Origin of the sequence: Vibrio sp. FE10, assembly GCF_030297155.1 — a bacterium.
GTDB classification, from domain to species: Bacteria; Pseudomonadota; Gammaproteobacteria; order Enterobacterales; family Vibrionaceae; genus Vibrio; species Vibrio apostichopi.
In genome coordinates this window covers 716,191-738,662 of the sequence record NZ_AP028068.1, presented here as the reverse complement: position 1 = coordinate 738,662, position 22,472 = coordinate 716,191, and the positions used below count along the sequence as shown (strand labels likewise).

Below are 22,472 nucleotides of genomic sequence, written 5' to 3'. Positions count from 1 at the left end.
TAACCGCACCTAATGCTGACAATGTGATGACAATATAGAGCACCTAGTTGATTATTATTTATCCCGAATAGACAACCTTTGTCCTTTCTTATGATTAATAGATTGGCTCATATTTTGTTACATCATACTGAATAGATTTTCGCGAGTTCCCAAGGGACTCGCTTTTTTTTGCCTGAAATTCATCGAACCATTAAAATTCAATAGTTTACCTTAACAAACTCCGAAGCATGATCAAGGTGAGATCATGCTTTCTATGGATCGTGTTTTTTTGAGGGAAAGTCGTTTCGATGCGTTGATGTTTGATCGAGAAAGGGTTGATCAATGAAGTTGGTGCTTAACGCTACCTTGATCATCGTTCTGGGGTTGGCTCGCCATAAAGCGCACATGTGATTCGATCAATTTCTCCGATTCTTGTTGCCAGCGTGGTTCTTGTTGTTGGTTGGCAAACTCCAAAGCCAGTACACACAAGTGCTGTACCCGCTTGGTACACCACTCTTGTAAGCCGGGCTCTGCTTCTGGATCACAAGACACTGCCTGAAGCTTACCGTAAGCAAACATCAGGTATTGATAAGCTTTTTCTTGGTGCTCTGGGTTTTCGATTGAGTTTCGATAGAAGGTATAGATTCTCAAGCACCCGTCTAACCAACATGCGATACCTTTGCTCTGTTCATCCGTGATCAAGGGCCCCCAGAGTGCATCTGGAGGCATTAAGATCAAAGGTTCTAACCGTTCCACTTGATCATGCTTTCGGTCTTTGTACCAATCTCCGATCCGCTCTAACCAAATGTCTATTTCATTCATGCAACGTTATCCCACTGTTTTACAAAGTGATTATCAGCAACTTGCTTAACCTCATGCTGTATTTCACAGCTCTGCTCTCGAATTCGATCAGCGTTCACTGAATAGTTTGGTTCATTTTTGACAAGTTCGCCAAATGGCAGATCAGGATCCGGTACCGCTGAGATCAACAGTTTCGTATATGGGTGCTGCGGATTGGTTAAGATCGATTGGGTTGATCCCCACTCGACGATCTGGCCTTTGTACATCACAGCTGTCTCTTCGGCGATGTAATGGGCTGTCGCAAGATCATGAGTAATGTACAAAAAACCGATTCCAAGTTCTTTCTTCATTCTCTGCATGAGATTAAGCACCCCGAGCCTTATAGACACATCCAACATTGAGGTCGGTTCATCAGCTAGGATGACTTCAGCGCCAACGGCGAGCGCTCTTGCTAGGTTAACTCGCTGTCTTTGGCCACCACTGAGCTCGTGAGGGTATTTAGCGAGTGTATCTAGGGGTAACTCCACCAGCGCCAATAACTTTTTAAGACGAGCGACTAGCGCCTCTTTATTGGCGACTTGTTTATGGATTTTAAGCGGGCGCGTTAAGTGGTGCTCTATGGTATGAGTTGGATTGAGCGAACCAAATGGGTCTTGAAATATCATTTGTACGCGGCTGCGGTAATCCAAGATATCTTTACGGCTGTTGAGCGTTGAGATGTCTCTGCCGTCGAACAGTATTTCTCCTTCGGTAGCAGGGTAGACCTTAGTCATCAATCGAGCACAAGTGCTTTTGCCGCAGCCAGATTCCCCAACCAGAGCCAAAGTTTTTCCAGCATAGATATCGAAACTCACGCCATGCAGTGCTCTAAATATTTCTTCTTTACCAAAGCCGCCACCCACGGTGAACTCTTTGACCAGATTTTTTACTTGGATAATGGGTTGTGTCATGGAGCCTCCGATTACGCTATTGCGTGAGCTTGTTGGTGAATATTAGGGAAAGAACTCCAAAGCTTTTGAGTGTAGGAGTGCTGAGGGTTGTTACGGATCTCATGGGCTTGATTAACTTCAACTATCTCGCCGTGACGCATGATGGCAATGCGATCACACAATTGGCTCATTAGGGCGAGGTCGTGGGTGATGAACAATATTGAGAAACCAAACTCTTCTCTGAGCTGGTGTATCTGCTGCAGAATCTCACGTTGTACAACCACGTCCAGCGCCGTTGTCGGCTCGTCCATGATGATCAGCTTGGGATTGAGGGCGAGCGCGATGGCTATCACCAAGCGTTGACGCATGCCGCCACTGAATTGATGCGGATATTCGGTGAGACGATTGCGAGGGATGTTTACAAGGTCGAGGAGCTTCTCTGCGCGGTCTTTAGCTTGTTCGTCTGTCATCCCTTTGTGATGACGTAAAACATCAGCGAATTGCTCTTGAATAGGGAGTACGGGGTTGAGTGAGTTCATCGCACTTTGGAAAACCATAGCGATTTCGCTCCAACGCAAGGTGTTCAAGTGGTCGTCAGATAAACCGAGCAGATCTTGTCCGTTGAATATTATCTTCCCACCAGAGATAAAAGCGGGCGGCTTGTGTAAACGGTTAATGGCAAACGCGATAGTACTTTTCCCGCACCCTGATTCGCCAGCCAAACCGAAAATCTCTCCTTGATTGATGTTAAAGCTTACCGATTTGACGGCATTAAAGTCGCCGTTATCGGTAATGTAATCGACACATAAATTCTTCACTTGGAGAAGCGGTGTCTCTGAATGTTCACTAGACATACTAAATACTCAGTTATGATATTGATAACTATTATCATTAACATGAAGTAAATTTAGTGAAAGCAGTGAGCACAAAAAGAATGAAGTGCCTCGAAATTAATCTAGGGTTATTTCATGAGATTTCAGTGGGAAAGTAAGATTGAGAAAAGAGAAAATGAGAGTTAGATCAAACCACATTTCTAGTGGGGAATCTTGTAAATGTAATTGCAGAAATTGGCTTTGGCAAAGTTTAAATGAGGCATTTATTAATTAGCTTTGTGAAGCGTCGGAATCATCACATTTCAGTACAGAATTTCTTAACAAGTGATTTAGCTTTTGCTACAGATTAGCTGTCCATTACATGGTGCTTTTCGGAGGAAAACATGTCCATTAATTCTATCAACCATGACGAAATGACAAATATTGCAAACAAGTGGGATGCTGAAGAAGAAGTATCTTTCAAACCAGAAAAGAAAATGAAGTCTGCTGAAGCTCGTCGTCGTATCGAGACTCTAAGAGAAATTAGAGAAAGCGGTTTTAGTCTGGAAGAAGCGAGAGATCTCGGTTTGATTCACTAAAATTTCCAACTGTATTTCAAGGGTGGTTACATACCACCCTTTGATTTATATAGATTTTATTTCGTTAACTGCAATTTAAACTAACCACATACCGTTCTTTTCTTAGTAAATAATATTTCACTTAACTCCTCAACTCACTTCCCTTTCCAGCTAAAAACGCGCTGATGGCTTACTCTTGAACTAAGTTGTTTGACAGCAATATGCAACGCCACTAATTTTAAAGTTAAAGCAAAAATATGCGATGTCGTTGGTAAGGAGAAGGCTATGTCTAATTCTGTGGCTCAAGCCAAAGAAGTGCTGTTTTATGAACCTGAAGATCCAAACGGATACCTTTCAAATTTTGCGGCTTGTCCCATCAAGGTCGATGACCAAGTCTGGGCTACCAGCGAACACTATTATCAAGCGATGAAGTTCGCCTCTCAAGAACTGCGCAATACTATTTTGGAAGCCTGTTCGCCTGCTGAAGCATTTTCGTTGAGTCGTCATTATGAAGACCAAGTACGTGAAGATTGGTATGACATCCGTGTTGAAGTGATGCAGTTCATTGTGACGGAGAAGTTTAGACAGAATCCACAGTTTGCGTTGTTTCTTACCAACACCGGAGATTGCGTTATCAAAGAACACTCTCACAAAGATCACTTTTGGGGAGATGGTGGTGATGGAACTGGGGAGAATCGGCTGGGTGAGATTCTGATGACGGTGCGACAACAGCTTCGTACTCAACAGCTGCATTTGATCGCTTCGCACTGATTTATTCGCGTTCGGTTATTAGAACGCGAATAAATCAGCGTTAGGTTATTCGCATTAAAAAGGCCGCCCTGCTATTTAGTATTAAGCTAAGCAGGGCGGCCTTTGAGGTTTTAGAGCTAGTTTGGTTATCGAAGAGAGCCTAACTACGTTATCAAGCCATACGTGACTCTGTCGTTATAAGTAACTCTGTACGATGTCGTTGAGCTGTCCATCGTCTTTCATTTGGTCGAGACGTTGGTTAATGAAGGTTTGCAGTTTAGGATCCATCTCAGGGTCAAATGCCAAATGGATAGGGTAGTTATTGATTACTGAACCAAACTCTTGCATCTGGTAGTCATCAATACTTAGCTTCTGCTCGTTTAGGTTGTATTTGATGCGAGACTCCATCTCAACAAACACAGTGTCGCCAGGTGCTCGGTTGAGGACACGAAACGCAGCCGTGTAATCTTTCACTCGAATCTCGTTAAGCTTGCCTTGCTGAATGTATGGCTCTAGGTTCGGATACTCAAACCCCACCAGCAATACCACGGCTTTTCCGTCCAGATCATCGATAGTATTAAACTCAAACGGCTTTTTTCCGCTGCTGAGTAACACGTGTTTTACATTGTAAATCGGATCTTTAGACAGGTTAACCGACTGGATATTTCCCCAGCTCGGGCTACCGTAGGTTACCCAGTTTGGGTTTTCTCTTGCATCAAGCTTGTCGATCATTCGGTTAAAAGGGTAGGTGTGGTAGTTGATCTCATATTGGCTGTCATCGAATACCGCTTCCACAATATCTGAAACCATTCCTCTGTGAGATGACCCGTCAGTTTCGATCTGAAAAGGTTGCGCTTGGCTCGCAATAATGTAGTAGTGAAGAGGTTCGCTTGCAGAAGCATAACTGCTTGAAAACAAACTGACTATGGATGCAACGATAAGATGTTTTTTCATAACCTTCCCTAGTTATTTGATGAATGACTACTATTATACTAGTTGAGTAATTGTAGTTTGCTAGGATAACAATAATGGTAATTTGTGTATGGTGAAAAAAGGAAAACGCTATATTGGACTCTCTCGACAGTTGATCGGGACAATAATCGCAATCAGCACCTTATTCACAGTCATAGTGACAGGTCTGGGATTATATGTGGAGTACCAAAATCGAGTTTCTTTTATCAGTTCTCAGATCGAACAGGTTAAAGCGGGATACCTCTCCGGTTTAACGGCGAGCTTGTGGGTGGAAGACCGGACTCAACTGTTCGTGCAAGCTGAGGGCATCTCTCGTTTACCCTCTGTGAGTTATCTTAAAATAGAAAGCCCTGGTGAAAAAATTCTAGAACTGGGTCAAGCAACCTCCGGCCAGTCTTACTCTCAGTCTTGGGAAATGGTGCACCAAATGGGAGGTAAAGATTACCCCCTCGCCACATTAACGGTACAAGCTGATTTAAGTATTATCCTCGATGATTTCGAAGAACGGGTTCTGTTGTTACTCGCCTTCGAAGCCGTGAAAATCTTCTTACTTTCTCTGGTATGTCTGACTATTGTCTATCGTTTAGTCGTTAAACGCTTGATGATCATGTCTTCTCAAATTAACCAGCAACAAGTGGAAGACAATAAGCCACGTTTTCTCACCCCAACTGAATGTACCTATCAAGATGAGATTTCGACGCTAGAGTCGAGCTATAACCAGTCTATTGAACGCATTCGTCAACAATACCAAGAATTGGAAAAAGCCAAAGACACCGCAGAGATAGCCAACCGCAACAAGAGTGAATTCCTTGCCAATATGAGTCACGAGATCCGGACTCCAATGAATGGCATCATCGGGTTATCGTCTTTGCTTTCTGAAATGGACATGCCGAAAGAGCAAAAAGAGTATGTCGACATGCTTAACACCTCTTCGCTGACGCTGCTTGATCTGATTAATGACATTCTCGATTACTCGAAGATTGAAGCGGGCAGGCTTGAGCTTCAGCAAGAACCGATGAAAATGATGGGCATTGCAGCCGATGTTGAGTCGACCTTTAGGGTGAAAGCTGAACAAAAAGGGCTCAGATTCCAACTGGCCATTGATCCTAAGATTCCAACCATGGTCATCGGCGATGGCACCCAGTTAAGACAGGTTCTGAATAACCTAGTGGGCAACGCTATCAAGTTTACTGAGCATGGCCATGTCACTCTTTCACTTCGCTTGGAAGAAATCACAGAACCTGAGCAAAAGCTGAGAGTCAGATTCAAGGTAAAAGATAGCGGCATTGGTATTGCGGAAGACAAACAACAATCGGTGTTTGATAAGTTCCAACAAGCCGACGGCAGCACTACTCGTATCTATGGCGGCACAGGGCTTGGTTTAACGATATGCGACAAAATCGTTACCTTAATGGGCAGCAAGCTTGAGCTCACCAGTGTGCAAGGGCAGGGCAGTACATTCTATTTCACCGCAGACTTTGATCCGTGTTTGGAAGTGGAAGAGAGCCGTATCGATTTCAACAAGATCTCAGTGCTGCTGGTGGATGATAGCCAACTTAATATGCGGATTACGTCGACGCAACTGCAGTCCTTTGGAGTGACATCGGAATGCTGTGAGACAGGATCTAGAGCATTAGAGCTGGTGGCTGACTCCATTGCTCAATCGACGCCTTATGATTTAGTGCTGATAGACAAGGTGATGCCAGCGATTGATGGTTTCCAGCTAGCCAGAAGTTTGCTTGAACGCTTTGAGAAAGATTGTCCTAAGCTGGTGATGATCTCTGCCGACCCAAGAAAGCAGGATGAAGTCCGAGCCAAGCAAGTTGGCTTTGTCGCCTACATTGCTCGTCCATATCAAGATAATCAGCTTAAATGGACCATCAGTGAGGTGTTAGCGAGAGCGGCGGATACTTCGACCTTCACTTACCCAAATCGAGGCGAGGTGGCGTTCAAAGATAATGAGCCTGTGCCAACAACCAAACCTGCAGCTGTTGCTAAACCAGCACAACCTGAGAAAACGTCTTTAAAAGAAGAACCAAAACCTGCGGCGATCACTGCATCCTTTAGTGGCAAAGTGTTGGTGGTTGAAGATTCAAGAGTGAATCAACAAGTGGCTAAGATGATGCTTAAGAAGCTTGGTCTTGAGGTGGATATCGCGGACAACGGGGAAATTGGCGTCGAGAAGTTTAAGGCCAATGACTATGTGATGATCTTTATGGATTGCCAGATGCCAGTTCTTGATGGCTTCGAAGCCACTAAACAGATCAGAGCGTTAGAAGAAGGCTCTTCACAACACATTCCTATCGTCGCACTCACGGCCAACGTTGTACAGAGAGACAAGCATTTGTGCTTCGATGTAGGTATGGATGAGTTTTTACCAAAACCGGTTAATCAAGGGAAGCTGAGAGAGATCGTTGAGAGTTTTTTATCTAAAGAAACCGACTCGGCCAAAGAAGAAGATGAGCAAAAGATTGTTTAGGTTGGATGCTTGTGAAGATTGAGTATGGGGCAAAAGGCAATAAAAAAGGTGGTCTGCATAGATCACCTTTTTTGATCTAGATTGTTTGAAACTAGTCTCTATCGATGGCGAATGGAGACCATGCTTGGCGAGTCGGCATCACCTCGACTCGGTTTATGTTGATGTGCTCTGGTAAGGTCGCAATATGAAACATCTGCTCGGCGATATCTTCTGCTGACAATGGCGTTGTGCCTTGGTAAAGATTGTCTGATGCCAATTGGTTACCCTTGGTTCTCACTAGAGTAAATTCTGTTTCTGCGATGCCAGGGGACAGGTCAGTCACGCGTACTCCTGTACCTTGTAGATCGCAGCGAAGGTTGTAACTAAACTGCTTTACGAACGCCTTGCTCGCGCCATACACATGACTCCCTGGGTAAGGCCACTGTCCTGCAATTGAGCCAACATTGATGATAGAGCTTCCTGCGCCTTTTTTAATTAACGTCGGCAGCAGTGCATGAGTGACATTGACTAAGCCTGTGACATTGGTGTCGATCATGGTGTGCCAGTCTTTTAAGTCCACATCAGGTGCGCCTTCTGGTGCTAAGGCGAGGCCTGCATTATTAACCAATGCGGTAATCGATGAAAATTCAGCGGGTAGTGAATCAATTGCTTGTTTTACGGCGTCTGCGTCTCGAACGTCGAGTTGAATCACATGCACAGGCACCGTTAATTCTTCCTTTAGGTCGAGTAACCTTTCGATACGACGACCAGACAACACTAATGACCAGTTATCTTCTGCAAAACGCTTTGCTGCCGCTTTGCCGAAGCCTGAGGTTGCCCCTGTAATGAACGCTATCTTATCCATAAGTAAATCCTTCTAATTTGAAATTAACATAAGTAGTGCCATGCCGATAAGGATCGGCGCGGTCGTTGTTTTTGCAGGCAAGTTAGGTACTGAGATATACAGTTTCTGCCCTAATAAATTGCCAATCACAGCCGTCGGAAGTAACCATAAGCCTGTGGTAAACGTGTCTTGGTTGAATGCACCAATCCAAATAAAGCCGATTAATGAAACTGCAGAACTCAATAAGAAAAACACGATGGCGGTCGCTCTCTGCTCTTTGGCTTCAATAGTGAGATTCATTAAATACGTCACTAACGGAGGCCCGCCAGAAGAGGCCGCGGTCATACTGAAACCGGATATAGCTCCTGCCCAAAATGCGTGCCGATGGTGTAACCATGTCAGGCGAAAATCCAAAATAATCAGTGCACCAGCCACTAAAGACATCATCGCGATAAAGGCCTTCAAGCCTGATTCCGATATCGCGCTAATGAAATACAGCGAGAAAGGCACCGCAACCAACATGCCTATACACAGCGGCGCAATAAGCCGGATATTGATGGTGGTTTTACTTCGCTTGAGTAGAGGAAAGGTACTTAAAAAATCCAACAGGATAGCGATGGTTACCGCTTGTAATGGTGGAACTATAAAGCTGAGAGATAGTGCTGCAATGATCGCAAACCCAAATCCCGAATAACCTCGAACCACACCTGCAAACAGAATCAATATCATCGCCAATCCTATTTCCACTCTTGCTCACCTCTTTGCTTTTGATATTGCTGCTGCGTTAATTAGCGTCCTATGAGACTTGTCTCGTCTGCCTTTCAATCTATTCACACCTAAGAATTTTGAATAGAGCCAGATCGACGATTGGATTGGGTCAGGCTGTTGGTTGGGTCGGGAACGAGGTTTGAGCTGATTCACTGGCCCAAGATTTTGTTGAAACTGACACTATGAGTTGGGCCCTGTTTGGGACGAAGATTATTCCATCCGATAGCGCAGCCTTTTCAATCTCGTATTTCGCACTTTGATAGACGAGAAAGACAGAAGGAGAGGGTTGTGAATCTAGTTTTGTTTATGGAGACGATCAAATGGAAGTATCAACAGAACAGCTTGTAAACCAAGATATTATCGACCTCGACAAGAGCGTATTTCATTCTTGGTCGATTCAAGAAGCGGCAGAACCTATCGCTATCGCTGGTGGGCAAGGATGCAATATGTGGGACTACGAAGGTAAGGAATACCTCGATTTTAGTAGCCAGCTGGTTAACACCAACATTGGTCATCAGCATCCACAAGTGATTAAAGCCATTAAAGATCAGGCTGATTCATTGGTGACCGTTGCACCCGCGACAGCAAACCTCACTCGTGGTTTGGCCGCTAAACGTATTTTGTCTAAAGCACCAAGCAAGTTTAAGAAGGTGTTCTTTACCAACGCAGGGGCAGACGCCAACGAAAATGCAATTCGTATGGCGAGACAGTTTACAGGGCGCGATAAGGTGTTATCGGCTTACCGTTCTTATCATGGCAATACCGGAACAGCGATAGCGGCGACGGGCGATTTTCGTCGTATTCCAAACGAGTATAGCCGTGGGCACGTTCACTTCTTCAATCCATTTCTCTATCGAAGCGAATTCAATGCGGCGACTGAGGCAGAAGAGAGTGAGCGTGCCTTGCAGCATTTAGAACGAGTGATTGAATGCGAAGGGCCAGCGGCGATTGCGGCGATTATCTTAGAGACGATTCCGGGAACTGCGGGCTTCCTAATTCCACCGAAAGGCTACCTTATTGGTGTGCGTGAGCTTGCAACTAAATACGGAATTCAATTGATCTTTGATGAAGTCATGGTCGGTTTTGGTCGAACGGGTAAGTGGTTTGCGTTTGAGCACTTTAATGTCGTGCCGGATCTTATTACTTTCGCGAAAGGGGTTAACTCGGGTTATGTTCCGGCTGGTGGCGTGGTGGTCAGCGAACCGATCGTTGAGTACTTTAAGTCGAATTTTTTTATGGGTGGCTTAACGTATTCGGGTCATCCTCTAGCGATGGCTTCAATCGTTGCAACGCTCGATGTGATGGAGCAAGAGGGTATTATCACGCATGCTGATAATGTCGGGAATAGCGTTCTTGGGCCGCTTCTGCTCAGTCTTAAAGAGCTGCATCCTATGATTGGTGATGTGCGCGGTAAAGGGATGTTCTGGGCGGTTGAATTGGTCGAAGATCGAGAAAGTAAAACGCCATTGAGCAATGAGAAAATGGGTCAATTGAAAGCGGAGCTAACGAAACGAGGCCTGCTGACCTTTATTGTTAATAATCGTATTCATGTTGCTCCTCCTTTGGTTATCCAACCAAGCGAAATAAAGAAAGGCGTTAAGATCATTGATGACGTTTTGTGTGAGCTTGCATCTTAATTCTTCAATCAGATAACCAGTAAAGAAACCAAGGCACTTTGATAAGAACTCCCCATTCTTGTTTAAGTGTCTGACTTTTAGCTTGTTATTTCGATCCTAAAAAGAGCATCAATTGATGCTCTTTTTACGTCATTTTCTTTTTAATTCATGCTCATGGAGAGCGTCGATAAAACAGCCCTAAGTGATGCTAAATCTTCATTACCTCAGACAGTTCTTTGATGCCGGGAGCGATTAGATCTTTATCGATGGCATGAAATCCTAATCGAAAATAAGAGTTGGGATCATATTCTGACAATGATTCATAACCCGATTCCGTTTCGGTATTAGTCATAAAGTGTGAATACCCGGTTTCAATCAGTATCCCTTTCTGTGCGGCTCGTGAAGCCAGTCGCTGGCTGTTAATGTGGCTCGGTGTTTGTAGCCATAATGAGTTGGCTTGCTCGCTTTGTGCGAGTCGTTTGCAATCAGGTAAATACTTTAAGACGGCATCATTGAGCAGCTTCCAACGCTGACGCGTGTTCTCTCTGAAGCGCCTCACAAAGCTGTCGTAATAGCCTTGTTCAATAAAATGTGCGACTTCCATTTGAATACGGCTTGGTGCGTGTCGATACATTAACCGGCGCAAGATTCTTAAGTCATAAATCAGTTCTTCAGGTGCCACGATGTAGCCTAATCTCAAGCCGGGTGCCAATAGTTTGGAAAAGCTGCTGACGTAAATGACTCGGCCATCTTTATCATTGGCTTTAAGTGCCGGTTTTGGATTCCACTCAACGTTGCACTCGGCATCGTAGTCATCTTCGATAATGATGGCATCATTGGCCTTTGCCATCTCAAGCAACTGAGTTCGACGTTCGTCACTCATGGTAACCCCAGTTGGCGCTTGATGGCTCGGAGTGACGTAGAAGTGGTCACATAGCGATGAGTGCTCATTGAGCTTTAACCCTTGCTCATCTACTTGATGAGGGTGTAACTGCGCACCTGAGAGATTAAAAATATGGTTTGCCTCTTTATAGCCAGGGTTCTCGACGCCAACTCGGCTTTGATCATTCATCAGTAAAGTAGAAAGCAGATAGAGCGCATTTTGTGAGCCTAAGGTTATTAAGATCTCATCACTTTGAGCGTGAATACCGCGCTGCGGAAGCACTCTTGTGCGTATTTGTTCCACCAGCATATCGACGTCTTTATCAACTTTGTCGCACAACCAGCGGTGGTCATGAGGATCTGAGGTCACTTTTCTTGTTGCTTCTCGCCATTGAGCCAATGGAAAGTCATTGATTGAAGGCTGGCCAAAAATAAACGGGTATTGATAGCAACTCCAGTGCGACGGTTTGACGATTCGTGGGTATTGATTCAATTGCAGCTTCACTCGTTTGCTCCAATCCGGTGCGTTGTTGCTGTCTGTTGATTCAAAATGATCCAAGCTAGAGTCCATTTCATCGCTCGGATTTTGATACTTTTCTGATAAGTAATACCCACTGCGAGGTTTACTTATCAGGTAGCCATCGTCGAGCAAACTGTCGTACACCAAGGACACAGTATTGCGTGAAACACCTAATTGGCTAGAGAGCTTACGACAAGATGGGAGCGCTTGTTCAGCCGGAAAAATACCATTCAATATCGCCGTCACCAAATAGCTACGTACTTGTTCTTGCAGGCTTCTTTTGGAATCAAACTCGATGAAACAATTGTGATTTATCGCCATGAGATACAGTCCTTATTCTCAGTGAACCTCAGTCCAATTTGTATAAAACAGCAAGAAATGAGCCAGAGTTCATATCAATTCTCAACGGTGATTTTTTTACTCTGTCTCGAACCCGAAAGTTGATCTGTCTTTTATATGAAAATGGCTCTGTCCCAACCTGAAAATTAAATTGGCTCTACGTCTTAGATGCATTCCGTTCATAAAGTAAAGGCAGGCAAATAATCTCGATAAGGAAAGCACATGAGACAGGGAATGACGATGAAGGCATGGGTTTCAACAGCGGCAGCAACCGTCGTGCTGGGTTGTTTTGGTGTTGCACAAGCATCAGAACTTTCAGCCATTGAAAAGCAAGGCTTTATGAAAGTGGCGACAGAAGATAACTATTCACCATTCAACTACATTGACCGAGGCAAGCCTGCGGGGATCAATAAAGATTTGCTTGATGAGCTGCGTGAATATTCAAAGTTCGATATTGAACAAGAGATCTTACCTTGGACAGGGTTGCTCGCCTCAGTATCTTCGGGTCAATACGATGTGGCGCTAACGGGCGCTATCGTGACAGACGCTCGATTGAAGGTGTTTGACTTTACGCCGCCTATTGCCTCAGCACAGCATTATTTCTTAACCAGAGCGGATGCTGACGACATCAATACGGTGTCGGATCTAGACGGCAAAACTGTTGGCTTACAAGCGGGTAGTGCTTTGTTAGAGCGACTGCCAGAGCTCGAAGAAATGCTCGAAGCACAGGGTAAATCTTTAGGTAAGGTCGTTCAGTACCAATCGTACCCAGAAGCGTATTCAGATTTAGCTATTGGCCGAATCGACTACGTCATCAACAGTGTGGTTTCGGTTAACGAGGTAGTGAAATCTAAGTCTAATGTCTTTAAAAAAGGTGAGGCGGTATCTGGCCCTGGTTTCGTAAGCTGGCCTGTTCCAAAAGATAGCCCTGAGCTATTGGCTTATCTCACTGAGTTTTTCATTCACCTAGAGCAAACAGGAAAAATGGCAGAGTTGCAGAAGAAGTGGTTCGGTGAATCGTTCGAGCATCTTCCTTCGGAAGCCATCACTTCAGTAGAGCAGTATCACAAGCTAACAGCGGTCCAGTAGATCAGTAAGCACGCGCTGGCACAAACAGTTAACCGCTGTTTGTGCCGATGACAAAAGGGTCAGAGCGATTTAACCCATTTGTCATTCGCGCAAAAGCCTATTGCAAGAAGTCGCTTTTTAAAGAGGTCGTTTATGGATTATTACGCTTGGGAGCAGCTGCTACAGGGCGCGTGGGCTACAGCATGGATATCGGCAGTCTCGATTGTATTGGGTGTGGTGATTGGGTTAGCGATTGCCTTAATTCGAATGATGAAAATCCCATTTGTCGATCAAATGTTGGGCATCTATGTCAGTTGGGCAAGAGCAACACCTCTGGTGACTCTGGCTCTGTTTATCTTTCTTTCGTTTCCCTCATTTGGCATCAATTTAGACAAACACGTTTCTGCCATTTTAGCGCTCACACTCAACACCTCAGCATTTAATGCGGAAATTTGGCGCAATGCCTTTCTCAACTTTTCAAAAGGGCAAATGGAAGCAGCCGAGGCTATTGGCATGAGGCGGCTGACTTATTTTCGCCGAATCATGTTCCCACAAATGGTGATCATGAGCCTACCTGCACTGGTCAATGAAATGTCGTTCTTAATCAAAGGCAGCCCTGCGATCGCGGTGATTGGTATTGTTGATTTAACCCGAGTAACGAATCGGATTTCAGCTGTGACCTATGAGCCTTTGGGACCCATTTTGTGTGCCGGTGTCTTGTACATGTTGATCATCGGGGTATTGGTGAAATTGCAATCTGTGGCTGAGAACCGAGCTACTTATCTGCAGCAATAAGTGCATACATCTGTTAACAGCAGCAGTAGTCGCAGTTTAGCCGTTATGACTACTTGGTCAGAAACACGATTTATCTGCGTATTGAAGTGCTATCTCGTGGGTAAATATAAGGAGTAAATATGGAAGAATGGAATATTATCTGGCAACAAAAAGAGCTGTTTGCTTCTGGTTTTGTGACCACGTTTTATCTTTTTGTCTCGTCTTCAATCTTGAGTTTCGTCATAGGTATTGGTTTGTTGTACTGTCTCGAAAACTCGAGACTCGGTGTTAAGTACACCATCAACAGTTTGATAGGCATGATGCGTACCTTACCGTTTCTGATCTTAGCCTACCTGCTCTATTACGGTTTGCCTCAGGTTGGCATCCGACTAGATGCAGTGACAGCGGGAATCATCGCGCTCAGCCTCTATCATGGTACGTATTTCTGTGAGATTTTCCGCGGTGTGCGTAAAGGGTTGGAACCTGGCTACATTGAAGCGGCACATGCTTATGGCTTTTCCAAATTGAAAACCTTTACGCGAGTTATTGCTCCTAATGTCTTGTTCAAGTCGGTGCCTCTTATTACCAACCAACTCATCATCTGCTTAAAAGACACCGCATTTCTCAGCATTATTACGGTCGCTGAAATTACCGCGGCAGCCAACAGTATTCAATCCACATATTTTATCCCATTGAACGCGTTCATCATTGCGATCGCACTCTATTGGGCGGTAAGTATTGCACTCGAAACCATCACCAAACGAATCCAAACCAAAGTTGAACTTAGAGGACTAAGCCATGCTTAAACCATCGAAAATTATTGAAACGGAAGCTCCGATTAGCCCTTCTATGGGAGTGAGTTTGGAAGTGATTGAGTGTGAGCCAAAATCGGAAGCACTAGAGACGATCATCAATGTTGAAAACTTGTCCAAACAGTTCGACGGAATTGAGGTGCTGCGAGACATCAACCTAACCATCAACAAAGGCGATGTGGTCAGCATTCTCGGTTCGTCAGGCTCAGGTAAGTCGACGCTATTGCGTTGTATGAACTGGTTAGAACAACCAGAACGCGGCACGATCTTCATGGGCGATGAACGAATTGGTATCAACTCAGAAACAGGTAAACCGCTCAAATACAAAGAGCTGGCTAAACTCAGAGAGCGTCTTGGAATGGTCTTCCAAAGCTTCAACTTATGGCCGCATCTCACCGTTTTACAAAACGTCATGGAAGCGCTAGTACATGTTAAGAAGATAGCGAAATCAGACGCTGAAGAGATGGCTCGCAAGCAACTCGATAAGGTTGGGATGTCTCACAAGCTAGATAGTTACCCAAGCATGTTATCGGGCGGGCAAAAGCAACGCGTCGCGATTGCCAGAGCACTTGCTATGGAACCAGATGTGCTGCTGTTTGATGAGCCAACCTCGGCGCTCGACCCTGAATTGGTCGAAGAGGTGTTATTGGTGATGAAGAAGCTGTCGCAAGAGGGTTACACCATGGTTGTGGTGACTCATGAAATGGAGTTTGCGCGTCAGGTGTCGGATCAGGTGGTGTTTCTAGAGAAGGGCATCTTGATTGAAAAATCCAACCCAGAGAAGTTTTTCACCAACCCAGACTCAGCAAGGGTAAGACAGTTCCTTAAGCTCGATTCATGAGCTAGATGGCTTGCACAACTTCAAGGTTCGACAGTTAAAAACTCCGACAGAACCAGTCGGAGTTTTTGTATGTGCTCGTTTTTTTCTTCCTAAGCCTAAACCTAGGCAAATAGTCATGTGACGCTAACCAATACTATCAATATGGATCACCACAGAATCAGGTCGCCAGTATTCCAGTTCGCAATCCATCAACTCGCCATCTTGTTTGTAGTTCACTCGGCAGATCTTAAGAACGGGCTGGCCCTCTGCCAAATTCAGTGCCTTGGCGACATGTGCAGGGGCTGAGGTAGGAACCACGTCAAAGCGCGATCGTTGGGTCTCGTAGCCGTATTTTTCTCGATAAATTCCCGTCAGTGACATGGTGAGGTTTTCCGATAATACCTTTTCAAACAAGGGTGCTTTCAAGACGTTTTCAACGAACAGTACTGCTCTGCCATCAATAAAGCGTAGTCGCTCAATCACGTGTATCGGCGTGATCTGTTCTATCTCCAATGCTTTGGCGTAATCGCCTGCGGCCATCTCTGTACGGGTGCTCAGCAGCCTTGTTTCTGCGATGCGATCTTGTTCGCGAATCATTTGGTGAAAGTGAGAACGTGATAATGGGTTGTAGCGAATCCGTTCGGGTGACACATACCAACCTCGGCGCTCTTCTCTGTATATCAGGCCTTCAGTTTCTAACGACACCAGTGCATCTTTGAGCGTGATTCGTGTGGTGGAAAACAGCTCACTGAGTTCTCTTTCAGATGGCAGTTTTTGCCCCTCGATAAAGATGCCAGATTGAAGCTGTTCTCTGATGCTTGCCTTAATTCTGCCTAGCTGTGTCCCTGATTGCCCTGTTGCCAATGTTCTCATTACTGATCTAGTCCATAAGTTCGTGTACTTAATAAGATAAACCATGGAGTTAACAGGAATGTGACAGTAAACAAAGGCTTACTGTCATGTGAGTGAAATATAACTGCCACGTAAATGCATCCTAACTGTCAAATAAGTTGCGCGAAAGCGTCACACTCCGGCGATAGCATACAAAACGAACTTACTGACCTAGTCCAGAGGGATAGAGACAATGAAAACTTTGCTTAGCCGTTCAACTGTATCGCCAAGAAAATTGATAGGCGCAACGCTAATAACGGCAACACTTTCAATGCCAGCGATGGCGAAGGATGCTGATCTTGAGTCACTGATTGAAGCCGCTCAAAAAGAGGGTGCGGTTTACAGTGTGGGTATGCCAGACAGTTGGGCAAACTGGAAAGGCACATGGGCTGATCTGAAAGCAAACTACGGTTTGAAGCATCAGGATACAGACATGAGCTCGGCGCAAGAGATCTCTAAATTTGAAGCAGAGAAAAGAAACGCAACCGCAGATATCGGTGACGTTGGTTTCGCCTTTGCACGTGTCGCTGTGCAGAAAGACGTAACGCAGCCATACAAGCCAACCACTTGGAATGATATTCCAGATTGGGCGAAAGACAAAGATGGTCACTGGGCTTTGGCTTACACCGGTACTATCTCGTTCATTTCCAACAACAACCTTGTTGACGACGCACCAAAATCTTGGAGTGACCTACTAGAAGGCAACTACAAAGTAACAGTCGGTGATGTTGGCGTAGCAGCACAAGCAAACAACGCGATTCTAGCGGCTGCATTTGCTAACGGCGGTGACGAGTCGAACCTAAAACCAGCGATTAAATTCTTTGGCGAGTTAGCGAAGCAAGGCCGTCTGTCTTATACCGATCCAAGCATTGCGAACCTTGAAAAAGGTGAAGTGGAAGTGGCGATCATGTGGGATTTCAACGCACTGAACTACCGCGACAAGATCGACCGTGAGCGCTTTACGGTAAGCATCCCACAAGATGGCTCAGTGATCTCTGGTTACACCACTATCATCAACAAATACGCGAAAAACCCGAACGCGGCGAAGTTGGCTCGTGAATACATCTTCAGCGACCAAGGCCAAATCAACCTAGCAGAAGGTTACGCGCGTCCAATCCGTAGCAGCGTTACGCTACCTCAATCAGTACAAGACAAGCTGATCTCGAACGAGCAATACAGCAACGTTCACCCAGTAACTGACTTCTCAGCATGGGAAAAGTCAGCACGTCGCCTGCCACGTCAATGGCAAGAAAGCGTATTGATTCACCAGCAATAACCCCGCTTAACACGCCACCTGTAACGGGTGGCTTATAGAAACAAGCAATAGAGAATAGACCATGAGCAATAAGGTTATCCTTGTTGTTCTAGATGGACTGAATTATCAGGTAGCCCGTGATTGCATGGGCTACCTGAACGGTCTTCTAGAGCAAGGTGATATGTATGAAAAGCAGGGCGATTTGCACAATAAACAGGGCGATTCGTACGATAAACAGAGCACGCAAAAAAACAAGATGCGCGCCACACTTTACCCAATGCAGTGTGAACTGCCGTCCATGTCACGCCCTTTGTATGAGTGCATCTTAACTGGGGTTCGCCCTGTTGAGAGCGGCATCGTTAATAATCAAATAGTGCGTTTGTCGAATCACGAGTCGATCTTTAGCTTGGCTAAATCGCAGGGCAAAGTGACGGCTGCCGCGGCCTATCATTGGGTGAGTGAGTTGTATAACCGAGCACCGTTTGACGCTGTGCGTGACCGTTTTACAAACGATGAAACCATGAACATTCAACACGGCTGTTTCTACCACTGGGATCACTACCCAGATGAAGCCTTGTTCTTGGATGCAGAGCACCTGCGTGTCACTCATCAGCCTGATTTCTTGTTGATTCACCCAATGAACATTGATGATATTGGACATAAGCATGGGTTGGATTCTCGCCAGTACCGCAACAGTGCACGTGGCGCGGATATCTACCTGTCGAACTACCTTGAGAAGTGGGTAGATGATGGTTATCAAGTGATCATCACCAGTGACCACGGCATGAACAATGACTTGTCTCACGGTGGCATTTTGCCTGAAGAGCGCGAAGTACCTTTCTTTGTGATTGGCGATAAGTTCACACACCAAGAATGTTCAGTGAAACAGACCGATATCTGCGGCAGCGTCTGTCAGCTACTCAACCTTGAACACGACAAATCTTACACTCAGGAATTGTTGGCCCTATGAGCAGTTCTGTAATCACGCAGAGCAATGGCTCTGCGCTTAAACCTCAAACCAAATCTTGGTTCAAACGCTTCAAGCCCGCTTTGTGGCTTGCGCCTTTCGCACTGTTTTTCTATTTGTTCCAACTAGCACCTATGGTTTGGGTGCTGATCAACAGCTTCTTTTACGACGATGAGCTTTCTCTCGAAAACTACTCTGAAATATTCGATTCTGCTTTCATGATGCAGGCTTTTGGCAACAGTTTATGGTTGTCGATTTGGTCGAGTATTGTTGGCTTGGCGATTGCGACTCTGCTCGTTTCTTCGTTGCGTCGCGTTGATTCTAAAATCCGCGATGCGGTGATTGCCTTCACCAATATGAGCAGTAACTTCTCTGGCGTGCCTCTGTCGTTCGCCTTCATCATCATCCTTGGCACCAACGGTGCTATCACCTTGCTGCTTAAGCAGTACGGGATATTGGGTGATTTCGACCTGTATGGCAAGTGGGGCTTGCTGGCGATTTATATCTACTTCCAGATCCCATTGGCGGTGTTGTTACTCTATCCAGCGTTCGATGCCTTGAGTGATGACTGGCAAGCAGCCTCAGCACTGCTTGGTGCGAAAACTTGGCAATACTGGACCAAAATCGCGCTGCCTGTGCTGTCTCCTGCCTTGTTTGGCACCTTCATCATCTTGATTGCCAATGCGATTGGTGCGTATGCGAGCGTGTATGCGTTGACCTCGGGCAACTACAACGTGATTACGATTCGAATCGCGAGCTTGGTATCGGGCGACTTGTTCTTAGAGCCAAACCTAGCTGCAGCAATTTCCGTGATTCTGATGGCGATGCTGGCCTTTATCACTGTGATTAACCAATGGCTGATCAGCAAAAGCTACGCAGGGAAGAGAAAGTAATGAACACCGTAAATACTCGCTTTCATAAAACAGTGGTCTATTCGATCGTTGGCATCATGATGATCCCGATCTTAGCGACCTTCATCTACTCGATCTCTTCGCGTTGGGGCGCCACGATCTTGCCTGATGGTTTTACTCTGGATTGGTACATCAACCTGCTGACCGATCCTCGCTTCTTACAAGCCTTTGGTCGTTCACTGTTTATCTGTGTGGCGGCGTTGTCACTGAGTGTGGTGTTGGTTCTGCCTGCGATTTTCGTGGTGTTTTACTATTTTCCGAAACTCGACAAGGTGATGAATATCCTGATCTTATTGCCGTTCGCTGTGCCGCCAGTGGTGTCGTCGGTTGGCTTACTTCAGCTGTATGCCGATAGCGAAATCTCACTGATAGGCACGCCATGGATTCTGATTGGTACTTACTTCACCATCGCGCTGCCATTCATGTATCGCGCGATTGCCAACAGCTTTGAAGCAATTAACCTGCACGATTTGATGGACGCTGCTCACCTGCTTGGCGCAAGCACTACCAAAGCGTTTTTATTGATTATTCTGCCAAACCTTAAGAAAGGCTTAATGGCGTCGCTGTTCTTGTCGTTCTCGTTCCTATTGGGCGAGTTCGTGTTTGCCAATATCTTGGTTGGCACTCGCTACGAGACGCTGCAAATCTACCTATACAACATGCGTCAAACCAGCGGCCACTTCACGTCAGCCCTAGTGATGACGTACTTCCTGTTTATTTTCTTACTGACTTGGTTGGCAAGTCGTTTCAGCCAGGGAACAAAATAATGAGCTATGTAAATGCGAAAAACCTCACCAAGAGCTTTGGTGACAATACGGTGTTTGAAGACATTGAATTTTCCATCGAGAAGGGAGAGTTCATCACGTTGCTTGGCCCAAGTGGCTGCGGTAAATCGACCTTGCTACGTAGCTTGGCTGGTTTAAATCCGGTCGATGGTGGCGAAATCTGGGTTAATGGTGAGGAGATTACTCATCAAGTACCGCAACAGCGTGGCATCGGTATGGTGTTTCAATCTTATGCGTTGTTCCCGAATATGACGGTTGAAGGCAACATTGCGTTTGGTCTTAAGATGAAAAAGCTTGCTGCTGATGAGATTAAGCGCGAAGTCGCGAAAGTGATTGGGTTGGTAGACTTAACGGGCAAAGAGAAGTTCTACCCGCATCAGCTATCAGGCGGTCAGCGCCAGCGTGTGGCTTTGGCAAGAGCATTGGTGGTGAAGCCGCGTATTCTGCTGCTTGATGAGCCACTTTCGGCGTTGGATGCGAAGATCCGTAAACACCTGCGCCAGCAGATCCGAGATATTCAAAAAGAGATGAACCTGACCACGATCTTCGTGACCCACGATCAAGAAGAAGCGATGATCATGTCTGACCGTATCTTCTTGATGAATAAAGGTGAGATCGTGCAAGCCGGCACACCTGAAGAGATCTACACTCAACCTGCCAATGAATTTGTGGCTGGGTTCATGGGGCACTACAACTTGGTACAAGCCAACAAAGCCAAGCAATTGTTCGATATTGAAACCGAGTGGAAGGTGGCGATTCGACCTGAATCTATCTACGTTAAAGAGCAAGGTCGACAATATGGCGAACATATCTCTGCGCCGAAAACGGGCACCATTCGTAACCACCAGCTTTTGGGCAACGTGATTCGCTACCAAGTGGACGTTGATGAGTGTGAATTAACGGTCGACCTGCTTAACCGTTCCTCTGAACGACTGTTGGCAAATGGCAGCCAACTTGAACTCCTGTTTAATCTTAACGAAATTCAACCTGTGAGAGCCTAAGATGTTCAAACCTTTGTATGTATTTGATATGGACGAAACGCTAATCAATGCCGATGCAGCGATGCTCTGGAATGAGTTCTTGGTTGAAAAGGGCATTGCCACAGCCCCCAACTTTATCGAAGAAGATAAGCGCTTAATGGGCTTATACTCGGAAGGTAAGCTGAACATGGAAGATTACCTCACGTTCGCTATGCAACCACTCGCCTACATGCCGACAGAACAAGTCAGTGCATTGGTGGAAGAGTGTGTTGAACAGCATATTCTGCCTAAGCAGTTCAAGCAGTCGAAACCTTTGATTGAGCAGCTAGAGAATGATGACATCGACATGTTGATCATCTCCGCTAGCGTCACTTTCCTAGTAGAAGCGGTCGGTCGCAAGATTGGTATCGAGAACGCACTCGGTATCGATTTAGTCGAAAACCAAGGTCGTTTCACATCTCAAATATCAGGTGTGCCAAGCTATCGAGAAGGTAAAGTGACACGTTTAAAAGAGTGGTTAGACAATCAAGAAACCAACTACTCAGATATTCACTTTTATACGGATTCAATCAACGACTTACCTTTGTGTGAACACGCCGATTTTGCCTATCTGGTGAACCCATGTCCGCGTTTGAAAGCACTGGCTGATCAACCGAATTGGTCGATTCTCAACTGGGATTAACGCGAATCTTATATTCGAATTAGCTTCGTTCTAGAACTCATCAAGCCGCTGACTACAGCGGCTTTTTTGCATCATCAGTCTAATGTTCGATTTATTACCTTAACTGGCAAAAGCATGCCTGTAACAATTCGATAACATCCATTCCTCAGTTGTAAATCAAACCACCACCTTTCAATCCCTTGATAGCACTCACTTTCCTGCCTTAGCTGTCTGTGTGTAACAAATATTTTACAAGTTGACGGGTTTTTATCGAAATTGCCCATTTTCCTCCATCCATTC

General features: G+C 45.5%; 22 protein-coding genes. 14 read left to right on the top strand and 8 right to left on the bottom strand.

Annotated elements, in window-relative coordinates; translation table 11 throughout:
• Positions 1 to 318: 318 nt before the first annotated feature.
• From QUF19_RS20360 to QUF19_RS20350, 3 genes are read right to left on the bottom strand one after another with little or no spacing between them, the layout of a single operon-like run.
• Positions 319 to 801, bottom strand: a complete 483-nt coding sequence (locus QUF19_RS20360; RefSeq protein ID WP_286302787.1) for a transcriptional regulator — start codon at positions 799 to 801, stop codon at positions 319 to 321.
• Entirely contained in the window at positions 798 to 1,730 is a 933-nt protein-coding gene (locus QUF19_RS20355; protein WP_286302785.1) for an ATP-binding cassette domain-containing protein, read from the bottom strand. Before QUF19_RS20355 ends, QUF19_RS20360 begins: the two co-directional genes overlap by 4 nt.
• An 11-nt stretch (positions 1,731 to 1,741) precedes the next feature.
• Positions 1,742 to 2,563 carry an ABC transporter ATP-binding protein gene (locus tag QUF19_RS20350; protein ID WP_286302783.1) on the bottom strand — a complete coding sequence of 274 codons (822 nt, stop codon included), beginning with the start codon at positions 2,561 to 2,563 and terminating at the stop codon, positions 1,742 to 1,744.
• 362 nt (positions 2,564 to 2,925) lie between these two features.
• Between QUF19_RS20350 and QUF19_RS20345 the strand changes: the two genes are divergently transcribed.
• Positions 2,926 to 3,120 carry a hypothetical protein gene (locus QUF19_RS20345; protein ID WP_017111270.1) on the top strand — a complete coding sequence of 65 codons (195 nt, stop codon included), beginning with the start codon at positions 2,926 to 2,928 and terminating at the stop codon, positions 3,118 to 3,120.
• 189 nt (positions 3,121 to 3,309) lie between these two features.
• A complete protein-coding gene (gene ybiA / locus QUF19_RS20340) occupies positions 3,310 to 3,870 on the top strand; it encodes a riboflavin biosynthesis intermediates N-glycosidase (protein WP_286302779.1) in 561 nt (186 codons plus the stop codon).
• A gap of 174 nt (positions 3,871 to 4,044) precedes the next feature.
• On the opposite strand, the gene QUF19_RS20335 is transcribed toward ybiA, so the two are convergent.
• Positions 4,045 to 4,803 carry a substrate-binding periplasmic protein gene (locus tag QUF19_RS20335; RefSeq protein WP_286302777.1) on the bottom strand — a complete coding sequence of 253 codons (759 nt, stop codon included), beginning with the start codon at positions 4,801 to 4,803 and terminating at the stop codon, positions 4,045 to 4,047.
• Between the two features lie 88 nt (positions 4,804 to 4,891).
• Between QUF19_RS20335 and QUF19_RS20330 the strand changes: the two genes are divergently transcribed.
• Positions 4,892 to 7,300: a response regulator gene (locus QUF19_RS20330; RefSeq protein WP_286302775.1), complete on the top strand. Its 2,409-nt coding sequence runs from the start codon at positions 4,892 to 4,894 to the stop codon at positions 7,298 to 7,300.
• A 91-nt stretch (positions 7,301 to 7,391) separates the two neighbouring features.
• Here QUF19_RS20330 and QUF19_RS20325 read toward each other — a convergent pair whose 3' ends face one another.
• Positions 7,392 to 8,144, bottom strand: a complete 753-nt coding sequence (locus QUF19_RS20325) for an SDR family NAD(P)-dependent oxidoreductase (protein WP_286302772.1) — start codon at positions 8,142 to 8,144, stop codon at positions 7,392 to 7,394.
• A 12-nt stretch (positions 8,145 to 8,156) separates the two neighbouring features.
• Positions 8,157 to 8,852 carry a sulfite exporter TauE/SafE family protein gene (locus QUF19_RS20320; RefSeq protein ID WP_286303275.1) on the bottom strand — a complete coding sequence of 232 codons (696 nt, stop codon included), beginning with the start codon at positions 8,850 to 8,852 and terminating at the stop codon, positions 8,157 to 8,159.
• Between the two features lie 359 nt (positions 8,853 to 9,211).
• On the opposite strand from QUF19_RS20320, the gene QUF19_RS20315 reads away from it, so the two are divergent.
• Positions 9,212 to 10,528, top strand: coding sequence for an aspartate aminotransferase family protein (locus QUF19_RS20315; RefSeq protein WP_286302770.1), 1,317 nt, complete (start codon positions 9,212 to 9,214; stop codon positions 10,526 to 10,528).
• Between the two features lie 187 nt (positions 10,529 to 10,715).
• Here QUF19_RS20315 and pdxR read toward each other — a convergent pair whose 3' ends face one another.
• Positions 10,716 to 12,230: a MocR-like pyridoxine biosynthesis transcription factor PdxR gene (gene pdxR / locus QUF19_RS20310; RefSeq protein ID WP_286302768.1), complete on the bottom strand. Its 1,515-nt coding sequence runs from the start codon at positions 12,228 to 12,230 to the stop codon at positions 10,716 to 10,718.
• 240 nt (positions 12,231 to 12,470) lie between these two features.
• On the opposite strand from pdxR, the gene QUF19_RS20305 reads away from it, so the two are divergent.
• The 4 genes from QUF19_RS20305 (at position 12,471) to QUF19_RS20290 (ending at position 15,743) form a co-directional block, all read left to right on the top strand.
• Complete coding sequence (locus QUF19_RS20305; RefSeq protein WP_286302767.1) at positions 12,471 to 13,337, top strand: transporter substrate-binding domain-containing protein; 867 nt, start codon at positions 12,471 to 12,473, stop codon at positions 13,335 to 13,337.
• A gap of 132 nt (positions 13,338 to 13,469) precedes the next feature.
• Entirely contained in the window at positions 13,470 to 14,111 is a 642-nt protein-coding gene (locus tag QUF19_RS20300) for an amino acid ABC transporter permease (protein WP_286302765.1), read from the top strand.
• A 119-nt stretch (positions 14,112 to 14,230) separates the two neighbouring features.
• Positions 14,231 to 14,896 (top strand): amino acid ABC transporter permease, encoded by a 666-nt coding sequence (locus tag QUF19_RS20295; protein WP_135454075.1) that lies wholly within the window; start codon positions 14,231 to 14,233, stop codon positions 14,894 to 14,896.
• Between the two features lie 43 nt (positions 14,897 to 14,939).
• Complete coding sequence (locus QUF19_RS20290; protein ID WP_353505933.1) at positions 14,940 to 15,743, top strand: amino acid ABC transporter ATP-binding protein; 804 nt, start codon at positions 14,940 to 14,942, stop codon at positions 15,741 to 15,743.
• A gap of 123 nt (positions 15,744 to 15,866) precedes the next feature.
• On the opposite strand, the gene QUF19_RS20285 is transcribed toward QUF19_RS20290, so the two are convergent.
• Positions 15,867 to 16,595, bottom strand: coding sequence for a UTRA domain-containing protein (locus tag QUF19_RS20285; RefSeq protein WP_286302759.1), 729 nt, complete (start codon positions 16,593 to 16,595; stop codon positions 15,867 to 15,869).
• A gap of 211 nt (positions 16,596 to 16,806) precedes the next feature.
• Here QUF19_RS20285 and QUF19_RS20280 point away from each other — a divergent pair, with 211 nt between their 5' ends.
• The 6 genes from QUF19_RS20280 to QUF19_RS20255 all read left to right on the top strand — a co-directional run bounded on the left by QUF19_RS20280 (position 16,807) and on the right by QUF19_RS20255 (position 22,193).
• A complete protein-coding gene (locus QUF19_RS20280; protein ID WP_286302757.1) occupies positions 16,807 to 17,889 on the top strand; it encodes an ABC transporter substrate-binding protein in 1,083 nt (360 codons plus the stop codon).
• Positions 17,890 to 17,950: 61 nt separating this feature from the next.
• On the top strand, positions 17,951 to 18,838 hold the full coding sequence (locus QUF19_RS20275) for an alkaline phosphatase family protein (RefSeq protein ID WP_286302755.1): 888 nt from the start codon (positions 17,951 to 17,953) through the stop codon (positions 18,836 to 18,838).
• A complete protein-coding gene (locus QUF19_RS20270; protein ID WP_286302753.1) occupies positions 18,835 to 19,728 on the top strand; it encodes an ABC transporter permease in 894 nt (297 codons plus the stop codon). Before QUF19_RS20275 ends, QUF19_RS20270 begins: the two co-directional genes overlap by 4 nt.
• On the top strand, positions 19,728 to 20,513 hold the full coding sequence (locus QUF19_RS20265; protein WP_004732591.1) for an ABC transporter permease: 786 nt from the start codon (positions 19,728 to 19,730) through the stop codon (positions 20,511 to 20,513). The genes QUF19_RS20270 and QUF19_RS20265 overlap by 1 nt, the downstream gene beginning before the upstream one ends.
• Positions 20,513 to 21,532, top strand: a complete 1,020-nt coding sequence (locus tag QUF19_RS20260; RefSeq protein WP_286302745.1) for an ABC transporter ATP-binding protein — start codon at positions 20,513 to 20,515, stop codon at positions 21,530 to 21,532. Before QUF19_RS20265 ends, QUF19_RS20260 begins: the two co-directional genes overlap by 1 nt.
• 1 nt (position 21,533) lies before the next feature.
• Entirely contained in the window at positions 21,534 to 22,193 is a 660-nt protein-coding gene (locus tag QUF19_RS20255; RefSeq protein WP_286302742.1) for an HAD family hydrolase, read from the top strand.
• Positions 22,194 to 22,472: the final 279 nt, after the last annotated feature.

Excerpts from the sequence above, each read along its gene's own strand:
- QUF19_RS20355 (WP_286302785.1), bottom strand. The coding sequence starts at position 1,730 with ATGACACAACCCATTATCCAAGTAAAAAATCTGGTCAAAGAGTTCACC.
- pdxR (WP_286302768.1), bottom strand. The coding sequence starts at position 12,230 with ATGGCGATAAATCACAATTGTTTCATCGAGTTTGATTCCAAAAGAAGC.
- QUF19_RS20325 (WP_286302772.1), bottom strand. The coding sequence starts at position 8,144 with ATGGATAAGATAGCGTTCATTACAGGGGCAACCTCAGGCTTCGGCAAA.
- QUF19_RS20280 (WP_286302757.1), top strand. The coding sequence starts at position 16,807 with ATGAAAACTTTGCTTAGCCGTTCAACTGTATCGCCAAGAAAATTGATA.
- QUF19_RS20360 (WP_286302787.1), bottom strand. The coding sequence starts at position 801 with ATGAATGAAATAGACATTTGGTTAGAGCGGATCGGAGATTGGTACAAA.
- QUF19_RS20275 (WP_286302755.1), top strand. The coding sequence starts at position 17,951 with ATGAGCAATAAGGTTATCCTTGTTGTTCTAGATGGACTGAATTATCAG.
- QUF19_RS20285 (WP_286302759.1), bottom strand. The coding sequence starts at position 16,595 with ATGAGAACATTGGCAACAGGGCAATCAGGGACACAGCTAGGCAGAATT.
- QUF19_RS20330 (WP_286302775.1), top strand. The coding sequence starts at position 4,892 with ATGGTGAAAAAAGGAAAACGCTATATTGGACTCTCTCGACAGTTGATC.
- QUF19_RS20255 (WP_286302742.1), top strand. The coding sequence starts at position 21,534 with ATGTTCAAACCTTTGTATGTATTTGATATGGACGAAACGCTAATCAAT.
- QUF19_RS20315 (WP_286302770.1), top strand. The coding sequence starts at position 9,212 with ATGGAAGTATCAACAGAACAGCTTGTAAACCAAGATATTATCGACCTC.
- QUF19_RS20335 (WP_286302777.1), bottom strand. The coding sequence starts at position 4,803 with ATGAAAAAACATCTTATCGTTGCATCCATAGTCAGTTTGTTTTCAAGC.
- QUF19_RS20300 (WP_286302765.1), top strand. The coding sequence starts at position 13,470 with ATGGATTATTACGCTTGGGAGCAGCTGCTACAGGGCGCGTGGGCTACA.
- QUF19_RS20270 (WP_286302753.1), top strand. The coding sequence starts at position 18,835 with ATGAGCAGTTCTGTAATCACGCAGAGCAATGGCTCTGCGCTTAAACCT.
- QUF19_RS20320 (WP_286303275.1), bottom strand. The coding sequence starts at position 8,852 with ATGATATTGATTCTGTTTGCAGGTGTGGTTCGAGGTTATTCGGGATTT.
- QUF19_RS20305 (WP_286302767.1), top strand. The coding sequence starts at position 12,471 with ATGAGACAGGGAATGACGATGAAGGCATGGGTTTCAACAGCGGCAGCA.
- QUF19_RS20260 (WP_286302745.1), top strand. The coding sequence starts at position 20,513 with ATGAGCTATGTAAATGCGAAAAACCTCACCAAGAGCTTTGGTGACAAT.
- QUF19_RS20265 (WP_004732591.1), top strand. The coding sequence starts at position 19,728 with ATGAACACCGTAAATACTCGCTTTCATAAAACAGTGGTCTATTCGATC.
- QUF19_RS20295 (WP_135454075.1), top strand. The coding sequence starts at position 14,231 with ATGGAAGAATGGAATATTATCTGGCAACAAAAAGAGCTGTTTGCTTCT.
- QUF19_RS20290 (WP_353505933.1), top strand. The coding sequence starts at position 14,940 with ATGGGAGTGAGTTTGGAAGTGATTGAGTGTGAGCCAAAATCGGAAGCA.
- QUF19_RS20345 (WP_017111270.1), top strand. The coding sequence starts at position 2,926 with ATGTCCATTAATTCTATCAACCATGACGAAATGACAAATATTGCAAAC.
- QUF19_RS20350 (WP_286302783.1), bottom strand. The coding sequence starts at position 2,563 with ATGTCTAGTGAACATTCAGAGACACCGCTTCTCCAAGTGAAGAATTTA.